This window comes from Bacillus sp. FSL K6-6540 (assembly GCF_038007545.1).
The window spans coordinates 6922777-6949249 of sequence record NZ_JBBOXH010000001.1; the positions used below are offsets into that span (position 1 = coordinate 6922777).

Annotated in this window: 22 protein-coding genes; 4 read left to right on the forward strand and 18 right to left on the reverse strand. The window is 54.3% G+C overall.

Annotated features, from left to right (window positions below):
* Positions 1 to 103: 103 nt before the first annotated feature.
* The 9 genes from MHH82_RS31195 to uxaC all read right to left on the reverse strand — a co-directional run bounded on the left by MHH82_RS31195 (position 104) and on the right by uxaC (position 13024).
* Entirely contained in the window at positions 104 to 427 is a 324-nt protein-coding gene (locus MHH82_RS31195; RefSeq protein WP_009592707.1) for a metal-sensitive transcriptional regulator, read from the reverse strand.
* Between the two features lie 245 nt (positions 428 to 672).
* Positions 673 to 2751: an alpha-glucuronidase family glycosyl hydrolase gene (locus tag MHH82_RS31200; RefSeq protein ID WP_340969393.1), complete on the reverse strand. Its 2079-nt coding sequence runs from the start codon at positions 2749 to 2751 to the stop codon at positions 673 to 675.
* A 193-nt stretch (positions 2752 to 2944) separates the two neighbouring features.
* Positions 2945 to 3961 (reverse strand): endo-1,4-beta-xylanase, encoded by a 1017-nt coding sequence (locus MHH82_RS31205; protein WP_340969395.1) that lies wholly within the window; start codon positions 3959 to 3961, stop codon positions 2945 to 2947.
* Between the two features lie 161 nt (positions 3962 to 4122).
* On the reverse strand, positions 4123 to 5058 hold the full coding sequence (locus MHH82_RS31210; RefSeq protein WP_036659372.1) for a carbohydrate ABC transporter permease: 936 nt from the start codon (positions 5056 to 5058) through the stop codon (positions 4123 to 4125).
* A gap of 52 nt (positions 5059 to 5110) precedes the next feature.
* Positions 5111 to 6151, reverse strand: a complete 1041-nt coding sequence (locus MHH82_RS31215) for an ABC transporter permease (protein WP_015737912.1) — start codon at positions 6149 to 6151, stop codon at positions 5111 to 5113.
* A 91-nt stretch (positions 6152 to 6242) separates the two neighbouring features.
* A complete protein-coding gene (locus MHH82_RS31220) occupies positions 6243 to 7928 on the reverse strand; it encodes an ABC transporter substrate-binding protein (RefSeq protein WP_015737913.1) in 1686 nt (561 codons plus the stop codon).
* 239 nt (positions 7929 to 8167) lie between these two features.
* Positions 8168 to 9910: a sensor histidine kinase gene (locus MHH82_RS31225; RefSeq protein ID WP_340969400.1), complete on the reverse strand. Its 1743-nt coding sequence runs from the start codon at positions 9908 to 9910 to the stop codon at positions 8168 to 8170.
* Positions 9907 to 11508 (reverse strand): response regulator transcription factor, encoded by a 1602-nt coding sequence (locus MHH82_RS31230; RefSeq protein ID WP_340969402.1) that lies wholly within the window; start codon positions 11506 to 11508, stop codon positions 9907 to 9909. Before MHH82_RS31230 ends, MHH82_RS31225 begins: the two co-directional genes overlap by 4 nt.
* 112 nt (positions 11509 to 11620) lie before the next feature.
* Positions 11621 to 13024 carry a glucuronate isomerase gene (gene uxaC / locus MHH82_RS31235; RefSeq protein WP_340969404.1) on the reverse strand — a complete coding sequence of 468 codons (1404 nt, stop codon included), beginning with the start codon at positions 13022 to 13024 and terminating at the stop codon, positions 11621 to 11623.
* A gap of 87 nt (positions 13025 to 13111) precedes the next feature.
* On the opposite strand from uxaC, the gene MHH82_RS31240 reads away from it, so the two are divergent.
* The 3 genes from MHH82_RS31240 to MHH82_RS31250 all read left to right on the forward strand — a co-directional run bounded on the left by MHH82_RS31240 (position 13112) and on the right by MHH82_RS31250 (position 15934).
* Positions 13112 to 13789 carry a GntR family transcriptional regulator gene (locus MHH82_RS31240; RefSeq protein ID WP_009592701.1) on the forward strand — a complete coding sequence of 226 codons (678 nt, stop codon included), beginning with the start codon at positions 13112 to 13114 and terminating at the stop codon, positions 13787 to 13789.
* A gap of 115 nt (positions 13790 to 13904) precedes the next feature.
* Complete coding sequence (gene uxuA, locus MHH82_RS31245) at positions 13905 to 15002, forward strand: mannonate dehydratase (protein ID WP_340969407.1); 1098 nt, start codon at positions 13905 to 13907, stop codon at positions 15000 to 15002.
* Positions 14999 to 15934 (forward strand): SDR family oxidoreductase, encoded by a 936-nt coding sequence (locus MHH82_RS31250; protein ID WP_340969409.1) that lies wholly within the window; start codon positions 14999 to 15001, stop codon positions 15932 to 15934. The genes uxuA and MHH82_RS31250 overlap by 4 nt, the downstream gene beginning before the upstream one ends.
* Before the next feature lie 182 nt (positions 15935 to 16116).
* Here the strand turns inward: MHH82_RS31250 and MHH82_RS31255 are convergent, their stop codons facing one another.
* From MHH82_RS31255 to MHH82_RS31270, 4 genes are all read right to left on the reverse strand, one after another.
* Complete coding sequence (locus MHH82_RS31255; protein ID WP_036659380.1) at positions 16117 to 17433, reverse strand: 6-phospho-beta-glucosidase; 1317 nt, start codon at positions 17431 to 17433, stop codon at positions 16117 to 16119.
* 75 nt (positions 17434 to 17508) lie between these two features.
* Positions 17509 to 18492, reverse strand: a complete 984-nt coding sequence (locus MHH82_RS31260) for an N-acetylglucosamine kinase (protein ID WP_340969412.1) — start codon at positions 18490 to 18492, stop codon at positions 17509 to 17511.
* Positions 18493 to 18601: 109 nt separating this feature from the next.
* Entirely contained in the window at positions 18602 to 19498 is an 897-nt protein-coding gene (locus MHH82_RS31265; RefSeq protein ID WP_041622075.1) for an AraC family transcriptional regulator, read from the reverse strand.
* Between the two features lie 220 nt (positions 19499 to 19718).
* Entirely contained in the window at positions 19719 to 20795 is a 1077-nt protein-coding gene (locus MHH82_RS31270) for a branched-chain amino acid aminotransferase (protein WP_036659382.1), read from the reverse strand.
* A gap of 123 nt (positions 20796 to 20918) precedes the next feature.
* Here MHH82_RS31270 and MHH82_RS31275 point away from each other — a divergent pair, with 123 nt between their 5' ends.
* Positions 20919 to 21809, forward strand: a complete 891-nt coding sequence (locus MHH82_RS31275; RefSeq protein WP_015737923.1) for a LysR family transcriptional regulator — start codon at positions 20919 to 20921, stop codon at positions 21807 to 21809.
* A 61-nt stretch (positions 21810 to 21870) separates the two neighbouring features.
* On the opposite strand, the gene MHH82_RS31280 is transcribed toward MHH82_RS31275, so the two are convergent.
* From MHH82_RS31280 to MHH82_RS31300, 5 genes are all read right to left on the reverse strand, one after another.
* Complete coding sequence (locus MHH82_RS31280) at positions 21871 to 22689, reverse strand: GNAT family N-acetyltransferase (protein WP_340969414.1); 819 nt, start codon at positions 22687 to 22689, stop codon at positions 21871 to 21873.
* A 447-nt stretch (positions 22690 to 23136) separates the two neighbouring features.
* Positions 23137 to 23673 carry a GNAT family N-acetyltransferase gene (locus tag MHH82_RS31285; protein WP_015737925.1) on the reverse strand — a complete coding sequence of 179 codons (537 nt, stop codon included), beginning with the start codon at positions 23671 to 23673 and terminating at the stop codon, positions 23137 to 23139.
* Positions 23674 to 23970: 297 nt separating this feature from the next.
* Complete coding sequence (gene mphI, locus MHH82_RS31290; RefSeq protein ID WP_340969417.1) at positions 23971 to 24912, reverse strand: macrolide 2'-phosphotransferase MphI; 942 nt, start codon at positions 24910 to 24912, stop codon at positions 23971 to 23973.
* Positions 24913 to 25417: 505 nt separating this feature from the next.
* Positions 25418 to 25711, reverse strand: coding sequence for a DUF6509 family protein (locus MHH82_RS31295; RefSeq protein ID WP_009592692.1), 294 nt, complete (start codon positions 25709 to 25711; stop codon positions 25418 to 25420).
* A gap of 268 nt (positions 25712 to 25979) precedes the next feature.
* Entirely contained in the window at positions 25980 to 26450 is a 471-nt protein-coding gene (locus MHH82_RS31300) for a DUF3052 domain-containing protein (RefSeq protein ID WP_251501041.1), read from the reverse strand.
* Positions 26451 to 26473: the final 23 nt, after the last annotated feature.

Below are 26473 nucleotides of genomic sequence, written 5' to 3' on the forward strand. Positions count from 1 at the left end.
CGTGCGGTATTTCTCCACTTCAACAAACAATTACTGCCACCTTCCCAAGGTGGCAGCTCCATGGATATTCATCGTAATCGGATAGCCCCAGCAGGGAACTCCGTTACTTCATCAGTTTATTCATGGTGGTTAACAGCTCGGTAATGACCTCATCGTCGCCTTCCTGCAGGCGCTCCACCACGCAGCTCTTCATATGATGCTCCAGCAGCAATTTGCTGACGCCGTTCAAGGCCGACTGGATCGAGGAGATCTGGTTTAACACATCGTCACAGTACGTATCCTTCTCAATTAAGCCCTTCACGCCGCGGATCTGCCCTTCAATCCGGTTCAACCGGCTGATGAGATTGCTTTTCGTTTTGTCCGAATGATGGCTCTTCCGTTCACCGGTTACTGCGCATGCATCATGTACATGGTTCTCGGTTGTCATACCCATTCCCCCCTTGATCACGTTACTTCTTCTTATTCTAACCCTAGTATATCATATAGCCCCCCACCCTATAAAGCCCAGCTTATGGAATGAGATTGCGGAACATTTTGCCGTGGGGGCATGTCATCTACAGTATATGCTTGTACCCGCGATAATTTTCGGCCCATGAAAAAGGGTGCCTCATCAGGCCAGCAGCCTGATGGGGCACCCCCCTATATTTCCGCATGCGGAAAACCTGAGCTCCATTAATAAATCGTCCGCCCCTGCGCATCCGGCACGCCGGATTTGCGGTAAAAATACGTATTGATCACGTCCCGCCAATGCTTGGCATGCTCGGCCTGGTCAGCTAACCGTTCGGTGACTTGGGTTAAACGCTCCAGATCGACCTTGCCTTCGAGCGATGTCCAGGCTTTCAGGAGCCCGGCCGCAGCTTCCGCACCTTCGAAGTGCGTGTCATAGATATGCTGAATCACCGTTTTGCCCGATTTCAGCACATGCGAGTACGGCACATGATGGAAGAACAGCAGCAGCTCGTCAGGACACTCCTCCAGCGAATCATATCGGGCCGCATTCGGCTCGAAATACTGTGCGGTGTACCCCGTGCCCGTCGCCACCGTGCGGTCCACCCCAATACCGTCCCGATCCGCGAAATGGTAGGTGCCCCACCTTGAATATTCATAACCGTCCACATCCGGTCCGTAATGCGTATGCGGCGTAATCATCCAGCCCACCCCGAGCGGCGACGTGTAGCTTTCATAGATCGGCCACGATTGCATCAGCATGCCGCACACCACGGCGACCACCGTCTCATCATTGCCGAAGGTCAGCCTCGTCCATTCCTCCGCGATCCCTTCGGCGGACATATCCGGATTCCAAACCAGCCGGCCGAATCCATACAGATTCGCCTGCGCCAAGGTGTGTCCCGTCCAATTCTCATCATTCCCGATGTTGGAAACGGCGGCGATCCCGCTGTATCTCATGCCGTGCAGCGAACCGTCCACGATCTTCTTAACCTCGGACCCCGTTCCGTTCGCGTAGGTATCGAAATCCAGCACCTCTTTCCACTGCGGCACCAAATAGCATACGTGGCGCTGCTGTCCGGTATATTCCTGGGCGATCTGGAACTCCAGCACCTGATTGGTCTCTTTCATGCTGCCGAACAGCGGGGATACCGGCTCCCTTACTTGGAAGTCCATCGGACCGTTCTTGATCTGCAGCAGCACATTGTCCTTAAACCGTCCGTCCAGCGGGGTAAAATGATCATAGGCCGCCCGCGCGCGGTCCGTGCTGCGGTCCCGCCAATCCTGCATGCAGTTGTAGACGAAGCAGCGCCAGATGACAAGCCCGCCATGCGGTTCCAGCGCTTCAGCCAGCATATTGGCGCCATCGGCGTGGTCTCTGCCATAGGCGAACGGGCCCGGACGGTGCTCCGAATCCGCCTTGACCACAAAGCCGCCGAAGTCCGGTATATGATCGTAGATCTCATTCGCCGTATCCTTCCACCACTGCCGAACCTCTTGATCTAGCGGGTCCGACGTGGGTACGCCGCCGATATGCAGCGGAGCGGCGAAGTTTATGCTCAGGTACAGCGTGATGCCATATTCCCGGAAGATATCCGCGATCTTTGCAATCGTCGGCAAATATTCAGCGGTAATGAACTTCGTCTCGATTTCATGCACATTGACGTTATTAATGGAGATGGCATTCAGGCCCACGGAAGCTAACAGACGGGCGTAGTCTCTTACGCGATCCAGATTTTCGGTGAACCGTCCGTTTTCGTAAAAAATCGAGTTGCCCGCGTACCCCCGTTCAACCGAGCCGTCGGCATTATCCCATTGATTTATCATCCGCACTCCGTTCACAGGCTGCTCGGTTATGTTCAGACCGGTCAACGGCTGGTGGGATGCCAGCAATCTCAATAAATGGAACACCCCGTATAACACGCCTTTCCCGGATCCACCGGTCAGGATCAGCTTCTCCTGCTGCCCATGGACTGTATGCTCCAGCCGAAAACCCTCTGCGCCCAGCCGGGCTTTCCCCACTCCCATCGAATCTTCCCCAATCTCTTCCGTGCCCTCTTCGGCGTCTGCCGCATGAATACGCACCTCGAAATAGGATGAAGCCTTGGCCTCGGATGTGATGGACGGTACGATGCCGAGCATGGATCGACATGCATTCCTCAGTTCCTGGATCACAGCGTTTGCCACCCGCGACTGCTGCAGATCCGCAACCACGGTGCCTAACAGTCGGCTGTACGCGGCAGCAAGCTCCTCGTCCTTAATGGGCGCATACTGCAGCCATGCTTGATATAAAGTGCTGTTCAACGTAATTTCCCCCTTCTTGGGCCAAGGTTAACGTTTCTCCCCAGCATCTCAATGTTTTCGACTCCTGCTTCCTTAAGGACTAACATGCAGACGCCGGTCACAAGGACCGGCTAGATGACAAGCTGATGGCGTCTTCAGCCGCCTATATTATCGCTGTCGTTATCTAAAATGATGGGTTCAACCCCTAAAATCCTTACACTTTGACCATACGCTCCACCAAGCGATGAAACGCCGGTTTCGGCTGATGCCGCTCATCGAACAGGAAAGGCCAATTCTTCCGCCCCCGTACCGGGAAATTGTCCAACCAGGTGTAATCGTCAGCAGCACCCCAGAAGGTCACGGACGTAATATAATCCCGGTATTCCTTCAATATGCCGAACATCGCCTCATACCGCTTCGCTTGAGCCTCCAGCAGCTCCTCCGGCGCCTCGGTCAGATCCTTCCGCTTGTCGTCGAACCGGAACATCGACACATCGAGCTCCGTGAGTTGAAGCTGCAGGCCGAGCGACGCGTACTTCTCGATCGCCGCCCGGATATCGTCAAGATCCGGATCGTACAGATTCCAGTGGGCCTGCAAGCCAACGCCGTGAACAGGAGTTCCTTGATCCAGCAAAGACTTGACCAGCGTGTAGATTTTGTCCCGTTTATTCGGGTGGGACTCATTGTAATCGTTATAGAACAAGAGGGCCGACGGATCGGCTTCATGCGCATACTCGAATGCCTTGGAGATAAAGTCGGGGCCCGCAATGTCCAGCCATTTGGACGGACGAAGAAGTTCGGCGCCTTCATCGGCGATTACCTCATTCACGACGTCCCAGGCGTAAATATCGTCCTTGTACCGCTTCACGACCGTGTCGGTATGCGACTTTAGCCGTTCGTACAGCGTGTCTTTATCCACCAGGCCCCCGTTCTTGTCCTCGAACAGCCAGTCGGTCGTTTGGTTATGCCATACCAGCGTATGGCCGCGCATCTTCATGCCATGCTTCCGGGCGAAAGCGGCAAGCCGGTCCGCATCCTCGAACGTGTACGTATCCTCCGCCGGGTGCACGCTGACAAACTTCATTTCATTTTCCGCCGTAATGCTGTTGAAATGGTACGCTAGCAATTCCTCCTGCGTTTCGATCGTCCTCGGGTTCACGGCCGCTCCGATGAAAAAGTCATCCGCGAACATCTCCTTAAGCCTGGGTTCACTTCGCTGCGTGTTGGACATATCCAATCCCTCCTTAGAATTAAAGACAATAGCAAAATTGATCGTTGATGATCGTGATGCGGCGGCATCCGTTGGTCGACGGACATCCAGACATGCCGCGGACCACGCACCGTGCGACAGGGAGCAATCGTACGGCGTACATCTTTAGCAACTCCCGCAGCTTAACCTTTCACCCCGCCAAGGGTCATCCCTTGCACGAAGTATTTTTGCAGGAACGGGTACACCAGAATGATCGGCACGCTGGCCACAATGGTCATCGTCGCCCGAATGGAGGTCGGCGTAACCTGATTCGCGCCGCTTTCCGAGCTTGCAAACTGGCTTGCATAATCGTTGCCCGAATTCAGCGAGGAGTTGGAATTCTGAAGTATCTTCATCAGCTCGTATTGCAGGGTGCTAAGCTCGCCGTACGAGGAGTTGTACAAGAACACGTCGAACCAGGAGTTCCACTGGGATACTGCCGTAAACAGCGATACCGTGGCCAGCACGGGCACGCACAGCGGAAGCACGATTTTCAGGAAGGTCGTGAATTCGCCGGCGCCGTCGATCCGGGCCGATTCCAGGATCCCCTCAGGCAATCCCTCGATGAACGAGCGGATGACGATGACGTTGAATACGCCGATCAGGCCCGGAATGATGTACACCGAGAAGGTGCCCAGCATGCCCAATTCGCGAATCAGCAGGAAATTCGGAATCAAACCGCCGCTGAAATACATGGTCAAAATGAAGGCGATCGACACGAATTTGCGCAGCACGTATTCCGGACGGCTGATCGTGTAGGCCACCATGGCACAGCAGAATACGGAAGTGATCGTACCGATCAGCGTACGCAGAACCGAGATGAAGGTAGCGTGGAATATCGTGGCTTCGTTAAATACATATTTATAATTCTCCCACGTGAAATCCCGCGGCCATAAATATATGCCGCCTTTCACCGAATCCGTCGCATTATTGAAGGAAACCGCGAGCGTATTGATGAACGGGTACAGCGTGACAATCATGAGACAGATCATGAAGACTATATTAAAGGTATCGAATAACCGGTCCGCGGGAGACTTGAACCGGGCATGGGCTCGCGGTGCATCTGAAATCTTCGCCATATGAATCCTCCTGTACGTTTTCTGATAGAGAACGGTTCTCGCAAGCTTTCGCTTAGAACAATCGGTCTTCGCCCAGTCTCTTCGCGATATGGTTAGCCGTGAACAAGAGTATGAAGCTGACGACCGTCTTGAACATGCCGGCTGCAATCGAGAGCGAGAAGTTGCCCATCTGAATACCGTATTTCAGCACGAAAATATCCAGGTTCTCGGAATAATCCACGTTCATGCCGTTGCCAAGCAAGTATTGCGGTTCAAAACCGGATTCGAGCAGGTTGCCGATATTCATGATCAGCAGGATGATGAATACCGGCTTCAGACCCGGCAAGGTGATGTTCCAGATCCGTTGAAAGCGCCCGGCGCCATCGATTTCCGCCGCCTCGTACTGCGAGGGATCGATCATCGTCATGGCTGCCAAATATATAATGGTGTTCCAGCCGACATTCTTCCATACTTCCGAAACACCGAGTATTCCCCAGAAATATTCCCCTTCCCCAAGCCATAGGATCGGTTCCTTAATGATCCCGAACCACATGAGGAGTTCATTGATAATCCCGCCGTCTGCGGACAAGGCCGTCGAAATAATGCTCGCAGCCACAACCCAAGAGATGAAATGGGGCAAATAACTGATCGTCTGCACGACCCGTTTGAACATCAAATTACGCAGTTCATTAAGCAGAATCGCTAACACAATCGCCGTCACGAACCCTAAGACAAGGTTGATGAAACTCATGGCGAGCGTGTTGCGCATGACCCGGAGGAAGTGTTCGTCCTGAAACAGGAAGGTAAAATGCTGCAGGCCTACCCATTCCTGATCGAATATCTTCTTCGCCGGTTTAAAATCCTGAAACGCGATGGTCCAGCCCCACAGCGGCATGTACTTAAAGACAAACAACCATATCAAAAAAGGAATCGACATGAAGACCAGCGCCTTCTGCTGCAGCAGCTTCCGGAAGAAGCTTTTTTCGCCTGATGGCCGTTCATGATTCAAACCAGTATCGTTTTTTCGTTGTTTATTGAAGAAACCTTTCGATACCGCCGGCGTTTCACGTAGCGCCGTGGTCTCTGCAGGTCCAATCGGGTTCGCCTTATCCACGGTTTCTTCTCCTTCCTATCCAGCCCTAGAAGAGGAGGGACGGATTTGGGCCATTTCGGCGGTCCGCCCCTGTTCGCCTCTCCTTCATCTATTATTGTCCTTGGGCATTTGCGATTTTCTTGGCTACTTCCTCGGTGATCAGATCCTCGTATCCCTTCACGTCCAGCTTGCCGAACTCGCCCACGTATTCGTTCCAGATGCCGTCAAACTCGGCAGGGCTGGCAAGAACCAGTTTCGGGAAGTATTTACGCTGCAAATCGCTTTTCTTCTGCGTGAAGATTTGGGCCGGCGAGCCCTGATCGATCGGAATGCTCCAAGCCGGGTACCATGGACGGTCGTCCGGTGCCGCAAACAATTGCGAGAAGGAATCGATGTCGTATGCTTCAAGCAATGTCTTGTCCGGTTCGGAGTAGGACATTTTGGCAACCTCAGGCTGGCGTCCCGCACCCACGGAATTACCGTCAGGAAGCGTAGATCCGTTCCCGTAACGAGGCCAGTTGTATTCAAAGTACTTGAAACCGAACGATTCGCGGAAGGCTTCCGTATTGGTCTGTGCAATCTGCTCTTCCGTACGGTAGAAGCGGCCGTTCTCATCGACGGAATACGTCTCGTCCTTGATGCCCCAGTTCGACAGAATCTGGTTCTCGTCCGTCAGCAGGTTGTTGAAATACTTCACAATGCGCTCCGGATCCTTCGCGCTGACGGAGATCCCGACGCCGCGGTTGTTCACAAAGGATGGCGGATCCAGATACTGATCCTTGGTATTCTCATCGTATACGATCGGCAGCGCCATATATTCGAGATCGTCGTTACCCGATTTACTGGCTGTTTCGCGCAGATTGTTCATCGCTTGGCCTACCTGCCATCGATAATCGAAGAAGCCAAGCACCTTACCGGAAGTCAGTTTGGCAAGGTATTGATCATAGTTGTCCACGAAAGAGGATTTATCGAACAGGCCTTCCGCATTCAGCTTGTTCAGCTCCTGCAGGTACCGCTTCGTAATGTCGTCGTCCGCGTAATCATTCGCTACGTGAGTCTCCATGTCGATGATGATGCCGCCGTCGTTCGGATAGCCGGCCAAGTGCATCGGGGCATTGGTCAGGGCAAAAAATTTATCCTGCGTCGTCAGTGCCAGATATCCGGTCAAGCCTTCCTCCGGATGTTTCTTCACGTAGTCGCGAATCAGGGCCAGGTACTCGTCGAAGGTCTTGATTTTCGGATAACCCGCTTCCTTCAGGACGCGGCGTTGAATCCAGAATGCTCCTTGCTCGATATTCGGAGCCGACGTGTACTCTCCAACAACCGCGCTCAGCGGCAGGAAGTAAATGTTGCCGTCCTCGGCTTTCATCAGGTTGTAATAAGGCTCGTACACCCGCTTGATGTTAGGGCCGTACTTATCGATCAGGTCATTGAGCGGAATGAAGGCGCCCGCCCCGACCAGCTTATCGATTGAGCTCCCCGGCACAATCACATCGGGATAGTCGTTACTGGCAATGAAGGTTCCCACCTTGGTGTTCTCGTCTCCTACCAAATGCTCCATTTTAAAATTCACGCCGGTTTGGTCTTCGAAAATTTTACCGATGGTGGTTTCGTTCGTATTTTTGTCTTTACCGGCTGCCGCGTTGAAATAGGTGAAGGTGACCTTCTCTTCTTTCTTCTCGCCTTCGCCGCCGGCTGCCGGTGTATTATCCGCTGCCTCTTTACTGCCGCCGCATGCTGCCAGAAGCGATACCATCATAACCACGGTCAGACAGCTCAGCCAAAATTTCTTGTTCATGCTCTTGACCTACCCCTTTCGGTCTCGTTAATTTGTAAGCACTTTCATTATAAGAGAGCTCTGGGACGATTTTCACCCGTCAATCTTTAGGTGATACTTTGAAAACTATAGAACCGTATCCTTAGCCGTGAAAAATGGCAGCTCCGCAGCCAGCCTTCTCCCCTGCACTTCCGCCGACTAACGAACAAATCCTGCTAGGGTCACTCCGATTCGGAATGCCACAGCAGGATTTGCCGTCCTTATGATTCAATGGGAATGGACAGTTTGACCCGTGTGCCCTGTCCAGGCGAGCTGTCCATTTCAAACCGGAACCGGCTGCCGTAGTAGAGCTTTAACCGGTAAATCACATTCTGTATGCCGATCCGCTCTCCCATCTCGTCCTCGGTCTCGAGATAACGGTAGATGCGTTCCACCTTCTCCGCGGGCATGCCTGCCCCGTTATCCTGAATGGTACAGAACAGGGATTGGCCCTCGCGCACAACCCGAACTTCAATGCGCCCCCCGTGCTTGAGCGGCTCGATGCCGTGAATGCTGGCATTTTCCACAAACGTGACGATGGCCATTTTCGGTATTTGCAGGTGACCCTCTTCGGCTGGAGCATGAACCGAATAATCGATTTTGTCGCCAAACCGGTATTTCTGGATTTCAAGGAAACAATGGATGAACTCCACTTCCTCCTTGAGCGTCACCATGTCTTTTTTCCAAACGAGCGAATTGCGGAAGATCTTCGCCATATTATGAATGATCCTTGCCGTCTCATCCTCATCCTTCATCAGGCTGCGCATGCGGATCGTCTCCAGGGCATTAAAGAGGAAGTGCGGATTAATCTGGCTCTGCAGCGCATTCAATTGCGCGTGCCGCCGCTGCAGCTCCAAATTCTTCTTCTGGATATCCGCCACGTACACGTCATTGATCAGACTCTTGAGCTGCAAGGTCATCCGGTTGAATTCACCCGTCAGCTGACCGATCTCGTCACGCGCCTCAGCCTCTTGGATGGTGTCGTAATTCTGGTTCTTAACCTTCTTCATATGTTTGAGAATCCGTACAAGTCGTACGTTAAGGGAACGGCTGATCCAAACAATCACCAGGCTCGGAAGCAGAAAATTCAGGCAGGTCAGCACAATGACGAACCGCAAGGACTGATGCACGTCGCGCAGCACCACATCCTCCGGCGTCACCGCCATGATCGTCCAGGTGTTCAGATTGTTGGTCGTGAACGTATCGGTATGAAACTCCAGAAACCTGTCGCCATGCGCGATGCTGCTGTACGGTACAGCGCCCTGCGTGACATCGACCTTCGGATCCGTAGTGTATTCGATATTTCCGGCGCCGCTCAGCAGATACACTTTGCCCTGCACATTCAGATTGCTCATGATCTGCCGGATCGAGGGCATCCGCATATCAATCTTGAGATACTTGGTATGGTCATCCTGGGAGCTGAAATAATTCATGCTCCGGATGATGCTGAAGCTGTCCAATTGACCGTTCTTGCCCGTACGCATCACGATCGGCTGGGTTACGTTCTTGCCCGCGATCGCCTTGTACCAAGCCTCTTCCTTCACCTGGCCATCGATATAATTGATGCCGCCGGAATACAGCAGGGTCGGATTGTCGACATACACCGCAATTTCGCTGACCGAATTGTATACGGCGCTGCCCGAATTCAATATGCGGCGGAGATAAGTATCATACGCCTCGATATAATCGGCTGGATGATCGTACACCGTTTCCACGATCTCGTTCAATTGAACGTCCGTGTAGAAGACCGAGGAGATCTCCAGGGCGTCCTCGACTTCACGGCGGAACTCGTTCTTCATCTGTTCAAGCGCTACGGTAATATCCTGGATCCGCTGCTCCCTTACGCTGCCGGACGTCACATTGTAGAAGATGAGGTTGGTAATCAGGATCGGCAAAAAGACGGCCAGGAAATAAAGCAGCAGCATCTTGTCCCGCAGACGGACATTATTCAGGCTCGGCTTCATGCATTCGTCCCTTCGGACGCGGCCTCCTTCATCAAGCGGTTCCGGTACTCGCTTGGCGTCATCCGCTCAATCTTCTCGAATTGCGTCACGAAATAGTCCGGATTGCCGAAGCCGACCCGCTCCGCCACCTCATAGATGCGCAGATCCGTCTGGCGCAGCAAGCGCTTGGCTTCGTTCACGCGCAGCTGGAGCAAAAAATCATTAAAATACATGCCGTACGCTTTTTTGAACAGCTGACCCAGATAAACCGGGTTCATGTAAAACTTCCCGGCGATGCCCTTCAGACTGATATTCTCATGATAATGGGCCTCGATATAAGCCCGGATCTTCTGGATTCCGCCTTTGTGCTGTTCCTTGCGCAGCTGTCCGATATAGTTCGCGCTCTCAATCGCAAAATCCGTGAACAGCCGCTTCAGCCCCTGAAGCGACAAGTTGCGGTCATGCCACTCGGTCATCGGCTCGAGACTGGACAGCCGGCTCTGATCCCCGTCCATGCTGCTGAGCACACGGACCACGCCCAGCACGCATTGGTTGATCGCCGTCTTCACCGCTTCGGGAGCATACAGCTTCTCCTGGAAGGATTCGAACAGCGAACGAATCGTCTCCTCCAGCTTCTCGAAATGCAGCTCCTCGATCTGCTCCAGCAGCTGCTGGTAAAGACGCTCCTCCAGCCCGATGTATTGCAGATCATGCACCGCGGCTTCTTCATGGATCACGATGCCGCTCTCATCGTAGATGTACTTGTATAGGAGCGATTGCTTGGCCGTTTCGTAGGCATCCTGGACGAGGGACAGACGTGAAACCGGCCGGCCAAAATAGACGAAGATTCTTTCGTGCTTCGAATCGGCGAGCGATTGCTGAAGGCGCCTAGCAAATCCCCGCTGACACCCCTGGAACGATTGCAGGATGCTTCCCGGAACGATGATGCCGATCCGGTTGCGGTGCTCATGCAGATAGAAGGGCTGTTCTCCATTCGAGATCGCAAGAAGCGCCGATTCCACCCTGTCCTTGAAGTCGCCTCCGTCATTGTCGTTAGCCGAAGCCGGCGGATAGTCGTTCCGTTCGACAAAAACATAGAACAGACGGTCTTCCGGCCGGAGTTCAAGACGCCGCTCCCATTCCTGCAGCAGACTCTCATCCGCCTCCCCTATAATGAGCGATTCCATCAAGGCGCCCGACAATAGCTTCTCTTCCCGCGAGCGTGCCTCGCGGTCCGACTCCAGCCTTTCGCTGAGCCGGACCAGCGCCTGACTGAATTCCGTCTCGTCAATCGGTTTCAGAATGAAATCATGCACCCCGTAACGGACAGCCTGCTGGGCATAGTTGAAGTCATCGTATCCGCTTACAATAATGAAATACGGCTTCACGATATCGTCCGTGACGACGCGTCGGATCAGCTCGAGTCCATCCAGCACCGGCATGCGGATATCGGTGATGACCACATCCGGCCGAAGCCGTTCAATCAGTTCCAGCGCATCTTCCCCGTTATCCGCCTCATCCACAATGTGAAAGCCGCAGGCTTCCCAATCAATCAGCTTCAGAAGCCCTTTGCGCGTAAACACCTCGTCATCCACCAATATCGCCCGGTTCCCTTGCACGGTATGTCCCCCTCGCCTTTTCGCGCACATCTGCCTGTAACAGATCTTCTATCGGTTCATCAGCAAACGCTTTCATATAGTAAATCTATTGTTCATGCTCTGCACGCAATTGTCAATGAATTTGAAAATAACGCTCGGCATTGTGGTAGCAAATATCCTGGATGATAGCACCGATATATTCATAATCCGCGGGCAGTTCCCCTTCCTTGATCCAATCGCCGAACAGGCGGCACAGCACTCTCCGGAAATATTCATGCCGCGGGAACGACATAAAGCTCCTGGAATCGGTCAGCATGCCGACAAAGGTGCTGATCAGCCCCATGGAAGACAGCGCGGTGAGCTGCTTCAGCATCCCTTCCTTCTGATCGTGGAACCACCAAGCGGAACCGAGCTGAAGCTTGCCCTCGACGCCGGCCGACTGGAAATTCCCGATCGTGGTAGCGATCATTTCGTAATGCGAGGAATACAGGCTGTACACAATGGTTTTCGGCAGCTGATCGTTCCTGTCGAGCCTGCTCAGGAATCCGTTCAGGCTTTCCGCCAGATGGAAATCGAGAATCGAGTCATACCCGCTGTCCTTGCCGATCTTCGCGAACATGCGCGCATTATTGTTCCGAATCGCCCCAATGTGCAACTGCATGGTCCAGCCCTTGGCATGATACATTTCCCCCAGCTTGAGCAGGGTATGGGTGCGGTATTTCCGTTCCTCGAGCGGGGTTAAGCTGCCTCCGCCGATGGCTTTGCCGTAAATGTCCGCAACTTCTTTAACGTCGGCCTGTTCATAAGGAAAAGCGCCAAAGCCGTGATCCGACAGGCGGCAGCCATGGTCATGGAAATATTGGGTCCGATCCTGCAGGGCATCCAGCAATCCCTGATAGGTGTCCACGGCTATACCGGCCGTTGTTCCCAGCGTCCGTGCATAGGAGGGGAAGTCCGCGTTCGCGATATCCAGTACCCGGTCCGGCCGAAATGCAGGGGCCACGACGGTGGACAATTCCCCCTGATCCCGAATGGCCCGGTGAAACTCCAGCGAATCGACGGGATCATCCGTCGTGCAGGCCACGTTGACCTTGAATTTTTCCAAAATTCCGCCTGCCCGCAAGGCAGGAGCCTTCAGCTGCTCATTGCAAGCGTCCCAGATCTCCTTGGCATTCTCCGCGGTCAACCGCTCTTGAATCCCGAAATAGCGGGTCAGCTCCAGATGGGTCCAGTGATAGAGCGGATTGCCGACCAATCGCGGAACGCATGCCGCCCAGGCCATGAACTTCGCTTCAGGACTGGCGCTGCCTGTAATCAGCTCTTCGTCGACGCCAAGCCAGCGCATTGCCCTCCATTTGTAATGGTCCCCCTCCAGCCATAGCTCTGTCAGGTTATCAAACTGCCGGTTGATGGCAATATCCTTCGGGTTCAGATGGTTGTGGTAATCGAATATCGGCATCCCTTCCGCATAATCATAATAAAGTTTCTTCGCGCTGTTGCTGTTCAGCAGCAGATTTTCCGTGTCCAAACGGCTCATGTGGTTCCCCTCCGATTCTTATTTCGATTTTCAGTTCCATACTACCATACAAGTATGGTAGTATGGAATACATTAGGAGGTGATGCAGTGGTAGAATCTTTGCGATTACAGCCAGGATCGGCCGGACATATCGTGTACTCCCGGCTGAAGCAGCAGATTGTCAGTCTCGAGCTGCCCCCGGGAACGGCTCTGTCCGAGAAGGAGGTTTCCCTTTCCTTCGAAGTCAGCCGGACGCCGGTGCGGGAAAGCTTCGTCCGCCTGGCCCAGGAGGACCTTGTGGTCGTGCTTCCCCAGCGCGGCACGCGCGTCTCGCTCATCGATTCGGAGCTGGTCGAGGAAGCGCGCTTCATGCGCGAGCAGCTGGAGAAGGCCGTCGTCCGGCTTGCCTGCGAAAGCTTCCCCGAAGAGAAATTCGCCGAGCTGGAGCGAAATCTGTCCGAGCAGCGCGAGAGCATCGAGAAGCATGACGGCAAGCACATGTTTGAGCTGGATGAGGCCTTCCACCGTATTCTGTTTGAAGGCTGCCGCAAGGTCGGCACATGGAACGTGCTGCAGCAGATGAACGCTCATCTGAACCGGAGCCGAATGTTATGGCTGTCTGCCGATCCGAATTGGACCAACCTGTACGAGCAGCATCGGGAGATCGCGGATGCGATTTCGCGTCATGACGCCGATCATGCCGAACGTGAAATGCAGCAGCATCTGAGCCTGATTATCTCCAATCTGGCCGTGCTGAAAGAGAAGCATCCCGATTATTTCAAATAAGCCGTTACCCGCAAAAGACCCTTATTCGTCACGGCTTCATCTTGGCGTTACACTCGTAACTGCAAAATTCCCCGCAGTGCGTTAACTCCTTAAACTTGTAAAGGACGGTGAAGAAATGCGCATGGTATTCAGATGGTTCGGCGAGGGCAACGATACGGTCTCGCTGGATCAGATTAGACAAATCCCCGGCGTGGAGGGCATCGTATGGGCACTTCACGATATTCCTGTCGGCGAGGAATGGCCGATGGAGCGAATTGAGGAAATTGCGGACCAGGCCAAAGCGTACGGGCTTCATATTGACGTCGTGGAAAGCGTGAATGTGCACGAAGACATCAAACTCGGCCTTTCTTCCCGGGATCAGTACATAGCCAACTACATCCGGACGATTGAGAAATTGGGCCAGGTCGGCGTCAAAGTCATCTGCTACAATTTCATGCCGGTGTTCGATTGGGCTAGAACCGATCTTCATAAACAGACCCCCGATGGTTCGACGGCCCTCTTCTTCGAGAAGGCCAAAATCCACGGCATCGATCCGATGGAGCTGGTTCAGACGATCAACCGGAACAGCGCGCTTACCATGCCGGGCTGGGAGCCGGAGCGTTTGGCGCATCTGACCTCCCTGTTCGAAGCGTACCGCGGCGTTACCGAGGAGGACTTGTGGAGCAACCTCGAATATTTCTTGAGCGCCGTCATCCCGGCTGCCGAGAAGAACGGCATCCGAATGGCCATTCACCCGGATGATCCGCCTTGGCCGATCTTCGGCCTGCCGCGGGTCATCACCAGCCAGGAAAATCTCCGGAGATTCCTGCAGCTGTACGATAGCCCGGCGAACAGCCTGACCCTGTGCAGCGGCTCGCTTGGCGCCAATCCGGACAATGACATCGTCTCCATGATCCATGAGTTCCACGACCGGATTCCGTTCGCGCATATCCGGAACGTACGCGTCTACGAGAACGGCGATTTCATCGAAACGTCCCATCGTACCGAGGACGGCACCGTCGATATTTCCGGCATTGTGCAGGCCTATCATGACAACGGTTTCACCGGATACGTAAGGCCCGATCACGGGCGGCATATCTGGGGCGAGCAGTGCCGTCCGGGTTACGGCCTGTATGACCGCGCCTTGGGCATTATGTATCTCTGGGGGCTGTGGGACGCTTACAGCCGGGAGCGCGCGGGAAGTCCAGCCGAGCTGAAGGAGGCCGTACAATGAGTGAGGCAAATATCCATGGAGCGGGTACATCTGAACCCGGATCAAGCGGAGCTTCTGTTGAATCCGCACCGCAAGCGACGCCATCCCTTCCCATTCATCCGTCATTAAACGGGAAGACGGTTGTCATTACGGGCGGCTCCGGCGTATTGTGCCGGGCGATGGCTCTTGAGCTGGGGCGGCAAGGTGCCAAGGTGGCCGTCTTGAACCGTACGGCCGAGAAAGGGCAGCAGGTGGCCGATGAAATTACGGCTGCCGGCGGTACGGCGATTGCCGTTCCCTGCGATGTAACGGATGTGGAAAGCGTCCGGCAAGCGGAAAAAGCTGTGCGCGAGTCTTTCGGACCCTGCGATATCCTGATTAACGGAGCCGGCGGCAATCGGAAAGACGCGAATACAACCAACGAGATTTTCCGTCCGGAGGATGTGGGGCAGTCCGATGTGACAACCTTCTTCGGGTTAAGCGTACCTGGCTTCCGCAGCGTATTCGATTTGAACTTCATCGGCACGCTGATACCGACGCAAGTCTTTGCGGAAGGGATGCTGGGACGTCCCGGGGCCGTCGTGCTGAATATCTCGTCCATGAGCGCACCCAGCCCGATGACCAAGGTTCCGGCTTACAGTGCAGCCAAAGCGGCCATCAACAACTTTACGCAGTGGCTGTCCGTACATCTCGCGGAATCCGGCATTCGCGTGAACGCGATTGCGCCGGGCTTCTTCCTGACCGAGCAGAACCGCAATCTGCTGACCCATAGCGACGGTTCATTAACCGAGCGGTCTCATAAAATCATCTCCCATACCCCCATGAGGCGGTTCGGCGTGCCGGAGGATCTGCTCGGCACCCTGCTCTGGCTCGTGGACGATCAGACCTCCGGCTTCGTTACGGGAACGGTCATTCCCGTGGACGGCGGCTTCATGGCATATTCAGGCGTATAACGGGTGGCAGCGCTGGCCGCGTGAATCGATCTGCGGCACCGATCTTCGGACCGCGGCATTCCGCTGCTGTCCGTCAGTCTTAGAGGTTAAGCCTGCAAGGAAAACATAAAAAACGAGCTTCAGCGCCATGCTGAGGCTCGTTTTTTTTCAAGTTTCCACTTTATGTTGCCCTGGATATCTTGTTACACCACGGCCTCCGGATTAAAAAAAGCCGGCAAGTATTTTTTGTTCGCCTCCAGCATTTCATCGAGCAGCTGCTTCGCTACGGTCACGGACGGCACCAGCGGATGATGCACCAGCGCCTGCAGCGCAATGCCGCGATCGCCGGTAATGGCAGCTTCGATCGTCAATTGTTCGTACACTTTCACCGCATGCATCAGTCCCTTCACATGGGAAGGAACCTTTTGCGGCGCCAGCGGTATTGGCCCTTGGCCCGTAACCACGCAGTTGATCTCGATGCTGGCATCCGCAGGCAGGAAGTCGTAGATATTGCCGTTGGAAACGTTCAGCGTCTGAATATCATGACGGTCATTATAAATGGACGTCATCAGGTTGACGGCCGCTTCGGAATAATAAGCGCCGCCGCGCTGCTCCAGCTGCTTCGGCTTCACGGCCAAATTCTCGTCCTTGTAGAGCTCGAACAGCTCCTCCTCTACCCGGCTGACCACGTCCGCCCGGGTTCCGTCCTTCTCCAGCGAGGCCTTCATGTCCGCGAACATCGTATCGGTCATGTAGAAATATTTAAGATAATAGGTCGGAATCGCCCCAAGCGAACGGATAAAATCCGCATCCCAGCCGAAGGTCGGCACGTTCTTCGCCGTATACGATTTCCCGCCGTCCAGCAGCTCCGGCATTTTCTCTTCGCCGTTGACGATCGCCGACGTCACCCAATGGAGATGGTTGATCCCGACGAACTCGGCCAGAACGTCCCTCTCCGACACGCCGTACTCCGCCGCCAGGAACTTCTGAAAGTTAATCGGGGAGTTGCACAGACCGACGGATTTGACCTTGCTGTGCTTCGCAACCGCCTCGGTGACGATGCCTGCCGGATTCGTGAAGTTCAGCATCCACGCATTCGGTGCCAGCTCTTCGATATCGCGGCAAATGTCCAGAATCACCGGTACCGTGCGCAGCGCCTTCAGCATGCCTCCCGGACCCGTCGTCTCCTGGCCGATGACGCCGTGTTTAATCGGAATATGCTCATCCTGCTTGCGTGCCGCCAGCAAGCCGACGCGCATCTGGGTCGTCACGAAATCGGCACCCGCAATCGCCTGCCTCCGATCCAGCGTCAGGTGAACCTCGATCGGCAGACCCGACTCCTTGACCATGCGTTTGGCCAAATTGCCCACGATCTCCAGCTTATGCTTACCTTCTTCAATATCAACGAACCATAGTTCGCGAATCGGCATTTGCTCATAATTGCGAATGAAACCTTCTACAATTTCCGGGGTATAGGAGGAACCTCCCCCGATGACCGCTATCTTCAATCCTGCTGCCACGTTAATCGCCTCCAAGGTATGATATCAATCCGTTTCGATCCGGATCTATTACGCTCTATTACAACGATATGCTGATCAGGCTGTGGTTGCCTGCTCAAACGTAAATGCTTTCAGTTTGGCCTCCGTCTCAACATCAACGGCATGACCGTCGGCATCCATCGCGCACAGCAGCGCGCCGGAAACCGGATCGGATGTCAGCCTTACGCAGGATGCATGGGGTGCCCGGACCGCAACGATCCGTTCGATTGCATCCGTCAGGATCGAGCTGTTCGGCCTGTTCAGCACGCTGCCGATGTAGACGATGTCGAAGGCTTCGTCCGCCATGTCCAGCCGTCGGATCAGCGTGCATACCGCATTGGCCAGCTCCTCGCCTTCGTTCTCGAGAATCCAGGTAGCCACCTCGTCGCCCGCTTCAGCCGCCTGAAACAGCGTCTTCACCAGACTTGGCGGAACCTTCGTCTTGCCGTAGAGGACATCCTCGTACATCGGTTCGACGGATGTATATCCCATCTGCTCCAGAACGAGCGACGTCAACAAGGTTGCCGGTCCCCGCTCATCCCAGGCCCGAATAACCGCCCGGAAGGCAAGCGTAGCAAACCCCGATCCGCCAGCGTATCCATCCCCGTACAAGAAACCGAAGCCGCCATACTGCAGCTCTTCCCCCGCACGGTTACGGGCGGCGCTGTTGAAGCCCGTACCGCAGATCAATGCGGCGCCATACGGACGGCTCGTTCCCGCCCTCATCCCGATGATGGTATCGCATGCGATGGCATGCCTCGGATATCCGAGCGCCCCGATCATCGGACGCAGAATCTCGTAATCGGCTTCCCGATCGGCTCCGGCCAGGCCGAAATAGGCATAACTGATATCTTCCTTGGCAGCTCCAGCCTCTTGAAGCGCCCGGTTGCAGGCCTCCTCAATGTTACGGGCCGCATGCTCACGGTGAATCTGGTGATTGCCGTTGCCGGACGCTCCCTTGCCAAGGATATTCCCTTGTTCATCGCAGATGACGGCGTGTGTTTTGCTGCCGCCGGCATCCACGCCCAGATACAAACTCATGGACTTCACTCCTACCCGCCTAACGGCGGCGTCATGTGGTGGTATATGTTTAAGATACCGCTTCCACAGGTTGCCATCTACTGTTATACGATCAAGGAGTGATACTATCTTACTGTTTCTTGGAACTCGTGGCGGAGGGGATCATGGGACTGCCTGCATAAGCGCGCTCCCGGATCTCGCTTGGCGAAGCCCCGACATGCTGCTTGAACAGACGATTGAAATTGGACAGATTCCGGAACCCGCAGGTTTCCGCGATCTCGATAATCTTCTGGTCCGTCGTCTCCAACAGGTGCACGGCATGGGTCAAGCGCAGCTGGATCAGATAATGATGCGGTGAGGTTCCGACCGCCTGCTGGAACAGGGCGCTGAACCGGGAAGGGCTCAGATGCGTTAAATCCGACAGCTCCTGCAGCGTCCAGCCGTAGTCCAGATGAAGCTCCATCGTGCGCAGTACTTCTTTTAACGCGTGCATCCCCCTGCCCTTGATCGGCCTGTGCTCCTGAGCCGGAGACGACAGATGGCGGTTCGCCAAGCTCAGGAAACGAATGAGATCCGAACGGATCAGGCTCATATAAGAGGTCCCCCGGGCTTTATACTCCTCCATCATGCGCCGAAGCAGCCGGGCCAGTTCATCGTGCACCGGAGATTGCCTGTCTACGTTTCCGAGCGAGCGGAAGGGAGCCATCAGGTCCGGATCGAACTTGAGATCGATGGACAGCAGGGAGGGCTCGAACATAATGACGTCCATGACCAGGTTCTCGGTCTCATACGCGCGATGCAGATCATTACTGTTGATGAATATGATATCCCCCTGCCGAAACGGGAGCTTCATCCCGTTGATCAGAATAAAACCGGTTCCGCCTTGAATATAGTTAAGCTCCAACGCATGATGCCAATGCAGGCGCTGGGCTCCGGCGAATATGCCGTGCGTGGTCGACGCGGTAAACGGAAAGGCAGCGTTCGAAAAATCTATGGCGTCCGGAACGACGCTTTGCGGACGATTCACTTCAATTGCACCTCCATGCCTCGTAAATAACGTGTCAACGATGTACTCACATCGTAACATGAGCGCCTCTCTTAAGAAAAACATGGAGCGACGTTTACGCTCAGATGATTAAACCGCAAGCTGCGGCGAGATAGAAGGTAAACCACGGAAGCCTTATTCTTGCCCGTGAAAAAAAAGGATCCGCCCCCAAGTATGCCTGGGGCGGATCCTTACAGGTGCATTAAGATAATGGAAGTTCAACCGTCCAGCCGAACGGATCCTCAACGGTTCCGAGCTGGATGCCCGTGATGGCATCATAAACGCGTTTGGAAAGCTCGCCGGTCGCTCCCTCGCCAATCACCAATTGCTCCTCCTGCCATTCCAGTGAACCGATCGGCGATATCACCGCTGCCGTGCCGGTGCCGAAAGCCTCGGTCAACAAGCCGCTGCGGTGAGCCTCCACGATTTCATCGATGGAAAGGGCCCGCTCTTCCACGGGGATGTTCCAATGCTGCAGCAGCTGGATGACGGAGTTCCGGGTAACCCCATCCAGGATGCTTCCGTTCAGCGCAGGCGTTATCACCTTATCGCCGATCTTGAAGAACACGTTCATGCTGCCGACTTCCTCGATATATTTGCGGTGCACCCCATCGAGCCACAGCACCTGCGAATATCCTTTTAGGGTGGCTTCATCCTGCGCTTTCAAACCTGCCGCATAGTTGCCGGCCGTCTTGGCATTGCCCACGCCCCCGGCAACGGCACGCACGTATTTCGGCTCCACGTAGATGCTGACCGGATTGATGCCTTCCGCATAATACGAACCGACCACCGACAGGATGATCATGAACTTGTATTGCAGCGACGGCGCTACGCCGAGCACGGGCTCGGTTGCGATGACAAACGGACGGATATAGAGCGATGTGCCCGGCTCGGAAGGAATCCAGTCGCGATCCACGAGCACGAGCTGCTTGAGCGCTTCCATCACAAGCCCTTCGTCCAATGTCGGAATGCTCAGGCGCTGGTTGGACAGGTTCAGCCGCTGAATATTTTTGTTCGGACGGAACATGAGAATCCGCTGATCTTCCGTCAGGTAAGCCTTCAGGCCTTCGAATACGGTCTGGCCATAGTGAAATACTTTGGCGGCAGGGTCAAGTTCGATCGGTTGGTACGGGACGACGCGCGGGTCGTGCCAGCCTTTGCCGGCGTCATAGTCCAGAATAAACATATGATCCGTAAATACCGTGCCGAAAGCCTGTTTATGATGGCTCGGCTTCTCCTTCGGGGTGGTCGTTAATTCCACGGATATCGCGTAATTCATGTGCACACATCTCCTTATTTTGCAAACGTTATTAGTTGAATCATATCAATCGATGCCCTATATTAAAAATATCTGATTTATAGGGATACCATACCTTTAAGGTATGGAGAGGGGGTATGAAAAATGGACATTCGGCAGCTGCGATATTTCCTGACGATCGCCCAGGAAGGACAGATCACACGTGCGGCTAAACAGCTTAACATGGAGCAGCCTCCATTAAGCCGTCAGCTGAAGCTGATGGAGGAAGAACTCGGCGTGCTGCTATTTGAACGCAGCGGCAAGCAGCTTCAGCTCACCCACGCAGGCGAGCTGCTGCAGAGCAGGGCCGCCTCCCTGCTGAACCAGTTCAATGAAACGCTGACCGAGGTGAAAGAGATCCACGCGGGAGTCCGCGGCATGCTCTCCATCGGTGCCGTCGTCTCCTGCATTTCGCTCCTGCCTCAGCGCATCCATATCTTCCGGCAGCAATATCCCGAGGTCACCTTCAAGATTCGGGAAGGCGACCATTCCCTGCTGGCCGATCAGCTCGACAAGCGCAATATCGAGCTCGCAGTGACCCGGCTTCCGTTCGAATCCAGCTTCGGGCCCGAGCGTTATGCCGTTCAGCCCCTGCCCTCCGACCCGTTCGTCGCGGTCATTCCAAGCAGCTGGGAGAGCATTGCCTCCCATTCGGAAATCTCGATGCGCGAGCTGGCGGAATATCCGTTCCTGTCCTTAAAAACCGATCAGACGATCGGGATGCATGAGCGGGTCATTCAAGAATTCAAACGCGGCGAACTTGAGCCGCGCGTCATATGCGAATGCTCCAGCGTTGCCATTATCGTCGCTTTGGTAGCCGAAGGCATTGGCGCCACCATTTTGCCCGAGTCGGTCATGTCCTCATTCGCGATTCCCGACATCCGGACGCTATCCATTACAAGCGCTGATTTCCAATCGGACGTGGGCATTGTTTGGCTCAGGGATCATGTCCTGTCCAATCGGGCCCGGCATTTTCTAGCTACCTTTATAGAATAACACTTGTTGAGGCCCCTCGTCTTCCCCAGCTTTGTCCAGGCCTTGCCGCATCGGGGCTTCGTTATCCATTGTGGACAAACTTGAAGTCGCTAATCGTCCCGCATCGGGTAAACCCGATATGTTGATACAGCCGGTTGGAGTCCGGGTTGGCCTGGTCGGCGTACAGCATGGGAACCAATCCTTCCTGCAGCAGGATAGATCCAAGGTCTGCAACCAATGCGCTAGCATACCCTTTTTTTCGTTCCTCCTTGGGCGTGTACACCGCGTTGATGCGGCCGTGCCTTGGCGACCGGTGCGCAATGTTGGCCATCGATACCGTGTGGCTGCCGGCCATCCATACATATAACCCGCCCTGCTGAATGAGTCGTTCGGCGGTCTCGACCTGGCTTGCCGCATTCGCTCGGACCCCATAAGCATCTTCCGAGAATCCGACCAGAAACCGGGCCACCTTCTGCGTATCTTCCACAGCGGCTCGTCTGATCCTCCCCTCTACGCCAAAAGGGCTCTTGACGGCGGGGGCATGGTAAGACTCCATCGTCATCTGATGACGGTAGGCTCCATGGCGCTCCTCTGCGTAGCAGCTGGCGAACTGCTCGGCCACGCCCGGTTCTCCCGTTACGCCCGGCAGGGCTGCTTCCCCCAGCTCGCTGACCAGTTCTCGAAGCAGAAGCTGCCGCCGATCCATGGTAACGTCCCGGGATATCCATAACCAGGCGTTCCCGCGGGGCGACTGCGCATAGATCATGCGTCCGTCCGGCGATTTCAGGCCAATACGCTGCGGCGACCCGGCAATGAGATGGATCAGGTTGTACGATACCTCATCCCGAATAAATTCTTCCCGGCACAGCGCCTCGTCCTGTGGCATCAGCTTCGTTAACATGATTCATCCCTCTCTCTTCCCATGATCTTTCCCTGCCCGACCCAAGTGGTGGACCGATCGACGGCCCCGCCGCCTTTTGGCGTCTCCGGCATCCCAAAGCACAAAAAAGCCCCGTCCCCTGTAGGGACGGAGCCTTGTCTCCGCGTTACCACCCTGATTCGTGCCGGCTAGCCGGGCACGCACTCTTGTCATCATCCATCAATGATGCCCCATGGTAACGGCTGGGTAAACCCGGATACGCCTCAACATAAATCGGCGGATCTGCTCCGAGGTGATGGCCAATTCATCGCCGCTGACTGCTTCGCACCGCCCAGCAGTTCTCTGATTCAGCTTCCTTTGCGATCTTGGCGTCCTCATCCAAGCATTTTTCGAAAAATTTAACTCAGTTTATCCCGGCATCATCCGGCTGTCAAGCCCTATTCCAACTAGGATGCTTAAGTCCCCGTCTTATTTGTTATTAAAACGGAAGACCAGCATATCCCCCTTCTCCGGATGGACGCCATCATGTTCCGTATACCGTCCGCCCGTGTACGTGTTTAACGTTTTGCGCCAAAAAATCTGGGTGCTCATATTGCGCTCGGTCGGATTCGTCTGAAGCTCCCATGCGCCTTGGAACTGATCGAACACAAGCTCAGCCGCTCGTTGGGCTACACCTTGTCTTCGAAAAGTCCGAAGCACAAAAAAATCATTCAAGTAGTACTGGATATTCGGCGATGGAATGTATGGCGTGGTCGCCACCAGGGCCAACCCTGCCGCAATGCCATCTACGGATATCAGATAAGGAAAAAGAACCGACGGCTGCTCCCACCACACATCGAGCTGCTTGCTCTGCTCGCTTAAGGTCGGCACATCCTCTTTTTCAAATACACCGAACCGGTTAGGACGGACCCCCCATATCTCAGCAATGTCATGCAAGTACAGCGGATATATGTTATGCAGAATAAATGACTGTTCCTTCGGGCATAAACGTACCTCAATATTCACGGTCAATCCCTCCTTAATGAATGATGTATGTAAGTTTAGTATGTCTAGGATAACATATTTACTCTTCCAAGAGGTTTACAGGTATGTAAATTGCGTTACGAAATGGAGTAAAATACGTTAAACCTACTCCTTATTTCACCACGATTTCATTATATGTCCTACGGCTCATCCAAAATTATGTTGAATTCTGTTATTTATATCATGCAAAGAGCCAACCGAATGTATGCGTCGGTTGGCTCTTTAATTTCTGCGGAATCAGGGTGGATCGGATCGAGCACCTCGCCCCTCCCCGTCCTCTTAATTCGAACCAGCTTGCTCCGTCAAGCCCAGCGCATTCCGCGCCATCGTCATATATTCCTCCTGACCCGTAAGGAGCGCGAACTGGGCGATCAGCACGGGATAAGCCGCATGCTGCTCGACAATATGGTCGAACATGCGCGGCCATACCTTTCCTCCCGCTTGTTCATACCGATCCAACAGGACACGAAGATTATGCTCGCCGTATATGGCGTAATACAGCACGAAATCTTTGGCGGGACTGGCTACCTCCGACTCCGTCCAATCCAGCAGCCCGGTAACCCGCACCCGCTCATCAATCAGGATATGCGGCGGATGAAGATCTCCGTGGATCAGCGCGGAATGCGTTGGCCAGTAAGAATCGTCTCCCAGCCACTTCTGCCACCTCTCCCAGAGCGTTTCGGAAACGCCTAGGCGGGCCTTGATGTCGTCCATGTTTCGGGCAGTCTCCTCGCGAACTTCTTGGGGGCTTTTTACCCGCAGGCCTGCGGCTCGGGCTGCATCGTGGTCGATTCCGTGCAGGGCGACCAGTGCCTCAGCCAGGGAGTGAACGAACGGCTCACCCGGATTCTCGGCATCCATATTAAATGCATATCCTTCCATGCTGACGGAAGCGGCAGGCTGCCCGCCGAGCAGCGGGTAGGCGATGAGCTCCGGCGTATATATGCGCCAATCCGGCACGTCGACCGGCAGATGGGACTGGATCAGCTTCAGGACCCGCGCCTCATTATCCGCCCTGTCCAGCACATCCGTTCTTCTCGGCTTCCGCAGGATCCACCTTGCCCCGGTCTTGGCCTCCTCCGCGAATCCAACGAGAAAGTCCATCCCGGATTCATTCATCTCAATGCCTTCGGGATTCAAATCCACCCCGTGCTTACCGGCTATCTCCAGCATCTCTTGGATCACTTGCGTATAATCGTCATTGGGCTTAGCTATTGTCATAAGGAATCCATCCCTTCCATATTTCATTGATATCGTAATAGGCCGTTATCACAACAAAAAAGCACAGGCAACGAGCTGCCTGTGCTGGGTAACCGAAACGGGACCTTGCCGTCCACCGTTCCTGGAAATGCCTACTCGAATACACGTTCAAATACGGGAAGGTGAAGACACCTCTTGTCCCGCACATGAAAAAACACGCACTCCTATAGACATATCATAAAAATGGGTTACGTAAAAATGACGGACCCATCCCGATTACCCTGCAACTGTGCAGGTCTCTTTAGCGCTATTTCATTAGCCGCGAAAAGATCTCAATCGGGAATAATCCAACATACGTAACCCTCCGTTCATCCTAAGTTGTGTATAACTTTACCAAAACCACGAAATCTTTGCAAGAACTTCTTGAGCAGTTTGCTGCCTTTATAAGGTGACGCATAACACGCAAGTTCACACGGGATGAGCAATGAAGCCCTCAATGGCGTTTTTCTAACCGCATCATTTTGCCTTAGGCTTCTTCCTGCAAATGCTCCCTGCAAAAAGCCGTGAGTTCTTCCTCTTCCTCGGGCTCCATATCAAAATCCAGATACTGATCCGTTGTGCGCTCATAGAAATCGTATTTGACGATACGCGAAGCATCCTCATCATCCAGGTAGATCACTCGCAGGTAGACGCCATGCTCCGAATAGAGCTCGTCATCCTCCGGCACGTCCAAATCGCATACAAACTCAAAGCGTTTGCCGGTCAGGATTCCAAACGGGTCCTTCACCAGTTCGACGCTGTATTCTTTGATCGTTAACATATTCCCACCCTTTCTATCACTCTGCTTATTATACTCAAGAGAGCGCCCATCCCTACACTCTTTCTAATTGCTCAAAGGCTGCCTCTGCCGGAAAATCAGGGCCGTTCCCCAATTTACGATTCTATCAGCGCATACCTTTAACGAGCTGCACCGAATTGACTTACGGTAAAAAAGAAGACCACCCAAGAAGAGCACGTATTAGGAAGACAAAATGACCCTTGCAGGGGTCATTTTGCTGATTCGGGCTATAAAATATCCCTGAAGCCGATCACTTGCCGTCCTCTTGACCGGTCCGTTCCTTCCCCTTCGCGGTTGCGGCGAACGATCGGGTCATCGTCTTGATCAGCTCCGCTTTGCGGTAACGCAAGGCGGACCAATCCTCGTCGATGGCGATCTGCCGAACGGGCTCGTAGCCTTCGTCGGCAAGGATGCCCGTAACGCTCTCCCGGCTGCAATCGGAGTTCTTGTACGTCTTGGACGTCTTCTTGGGGTAACACAGCCAGAGCAGGCCGTTATCCGCCGCGGAGCCGGCTGCAATCTCGGCCAGCCGCCGTAATTCTTCATTGCTTGTCCCAAAGGCCTGCACGAAGTCGTAAGGTGCTTGCACAGGCTCCGTATGAACATCTCCCTGCAGGGAACTGATGACCTCTTGATAGGCCTGCGGTGCGTTAAGCATCAGAACCGGCTGGCCGAGGTCCTTGTACTGCAGCTTTTTTATGATTGGATGAATCTCCGGCATTTCTGCTCATTCCTCTCGCGATG

Excerpts from the sequence above, each read along its gene's own strand:
- MHH82_RS31195 (WP_009592707.1), bottom strand. The coding sequence starts at position 427 with ATGACAACCGAGAACCATGTACATGATGCATGCGCAGTAACCGGTGAA.
- MHH82_RS31205 (WP_340969395.1), bottom strand. The coding sequence starts at position 3,961 with ATGTCCAACACGCAGCGAAGTGAACCCAGGCTTAAGGAGATGTTCGCG.
- MHH82_RS31210 (WP_036659372.1), bottom strand. The coding sequence starts at position 5,058 with ATGGCGAAGATTTCAGATGCACCGCGAGCCCATGCCCGGTTCAAGTCT.
- MHH82_RS31220 (WP_015737913.1), bottom strand. The coding sequence starts at position 7,928 with ATGAACAAGAAATTTTGGCTGAGCTGTCTGACCGTGGTTATGATGGTA.
- MHH82_RS31225 (WP_340969400.1), bottom strand. The coding sequence starts at position 9,910 with ATGAAGCCGAGCCTGAATAATGTCCGTCTGCGGGACAAGATGCTGCTG.
- uxaC (WP_340969404.1), bottom strand. The coding sequence starts at position 13,024 with ATGAGCCGTTTGGACACGGAAAATCTGCTGCTGAACAGCAACAGCGCG.
- uxuA (WP_340969407.1), top strand. The coding sequence starts at position 13,905 with ATGCGCATGGTATTCAGATGGTTCGGCGAGGGCAACGATACGGTCTCG.
- MHH82_RS31250 (WP_340969409.1), top strand. The coding sequence starts at position 14,999 with ATGAGTGAGGCAAATATCCATGGAGCGGGTACATCTGAACCCGGATCA.
- MHH82_RS31260 (WP_340969412.1), bottom strand. The coding sequence starts at position 18,492 with ATGAGTTTGTATCTGGGCGTGGATGCCGGCGGCAGCAAAACACACGCC.
- MHH82_RS31270 (WP_036659382.1), bottom strand. The coding sequence starts at position 20,795 with ATGAATTACGCGATATCCGTGGAATTAACGACCACCCCGAAGGAGAAG.
- MHH82_RS31275 (WP_015737923.1), top strand. The coding sequence starts at position 20,919 with ATGGACATTCGGCAGCTGCGATATTTCCTGACGATCGCCCAGGAAGGA.
- MHH82_RS31280 (WP_340969414.1), bottom strand. The coding sequence starts at position 22,689 with ATGTTAACGAAGCTGATGCCACAGGACGAGGCGCTGTGCCGGGAAGAA.
- mphI (WP_340969417.1), bottom strand. The coding sequence starts at position 24,912 with ATGACAATAGCTAAGCCCAATGACGATTATACGCAAGTGATCCAAGAG.
- MHH82_RS31295 (WP_009592692.1), bottom strand. The coding sequence starts at position 25,711 with ATGTTAACGATCAAAGAATACAGCGTCGAACTGGTGAAGGACCCGTTT.
- MHH82_RS31300 (WP_251501041.1), bottom strand. The coding sequence starts at position 26,450 with ATGCCGGAGATTCATCCAATCATAAAAAAGCTGCAGTACAAGGACCTC.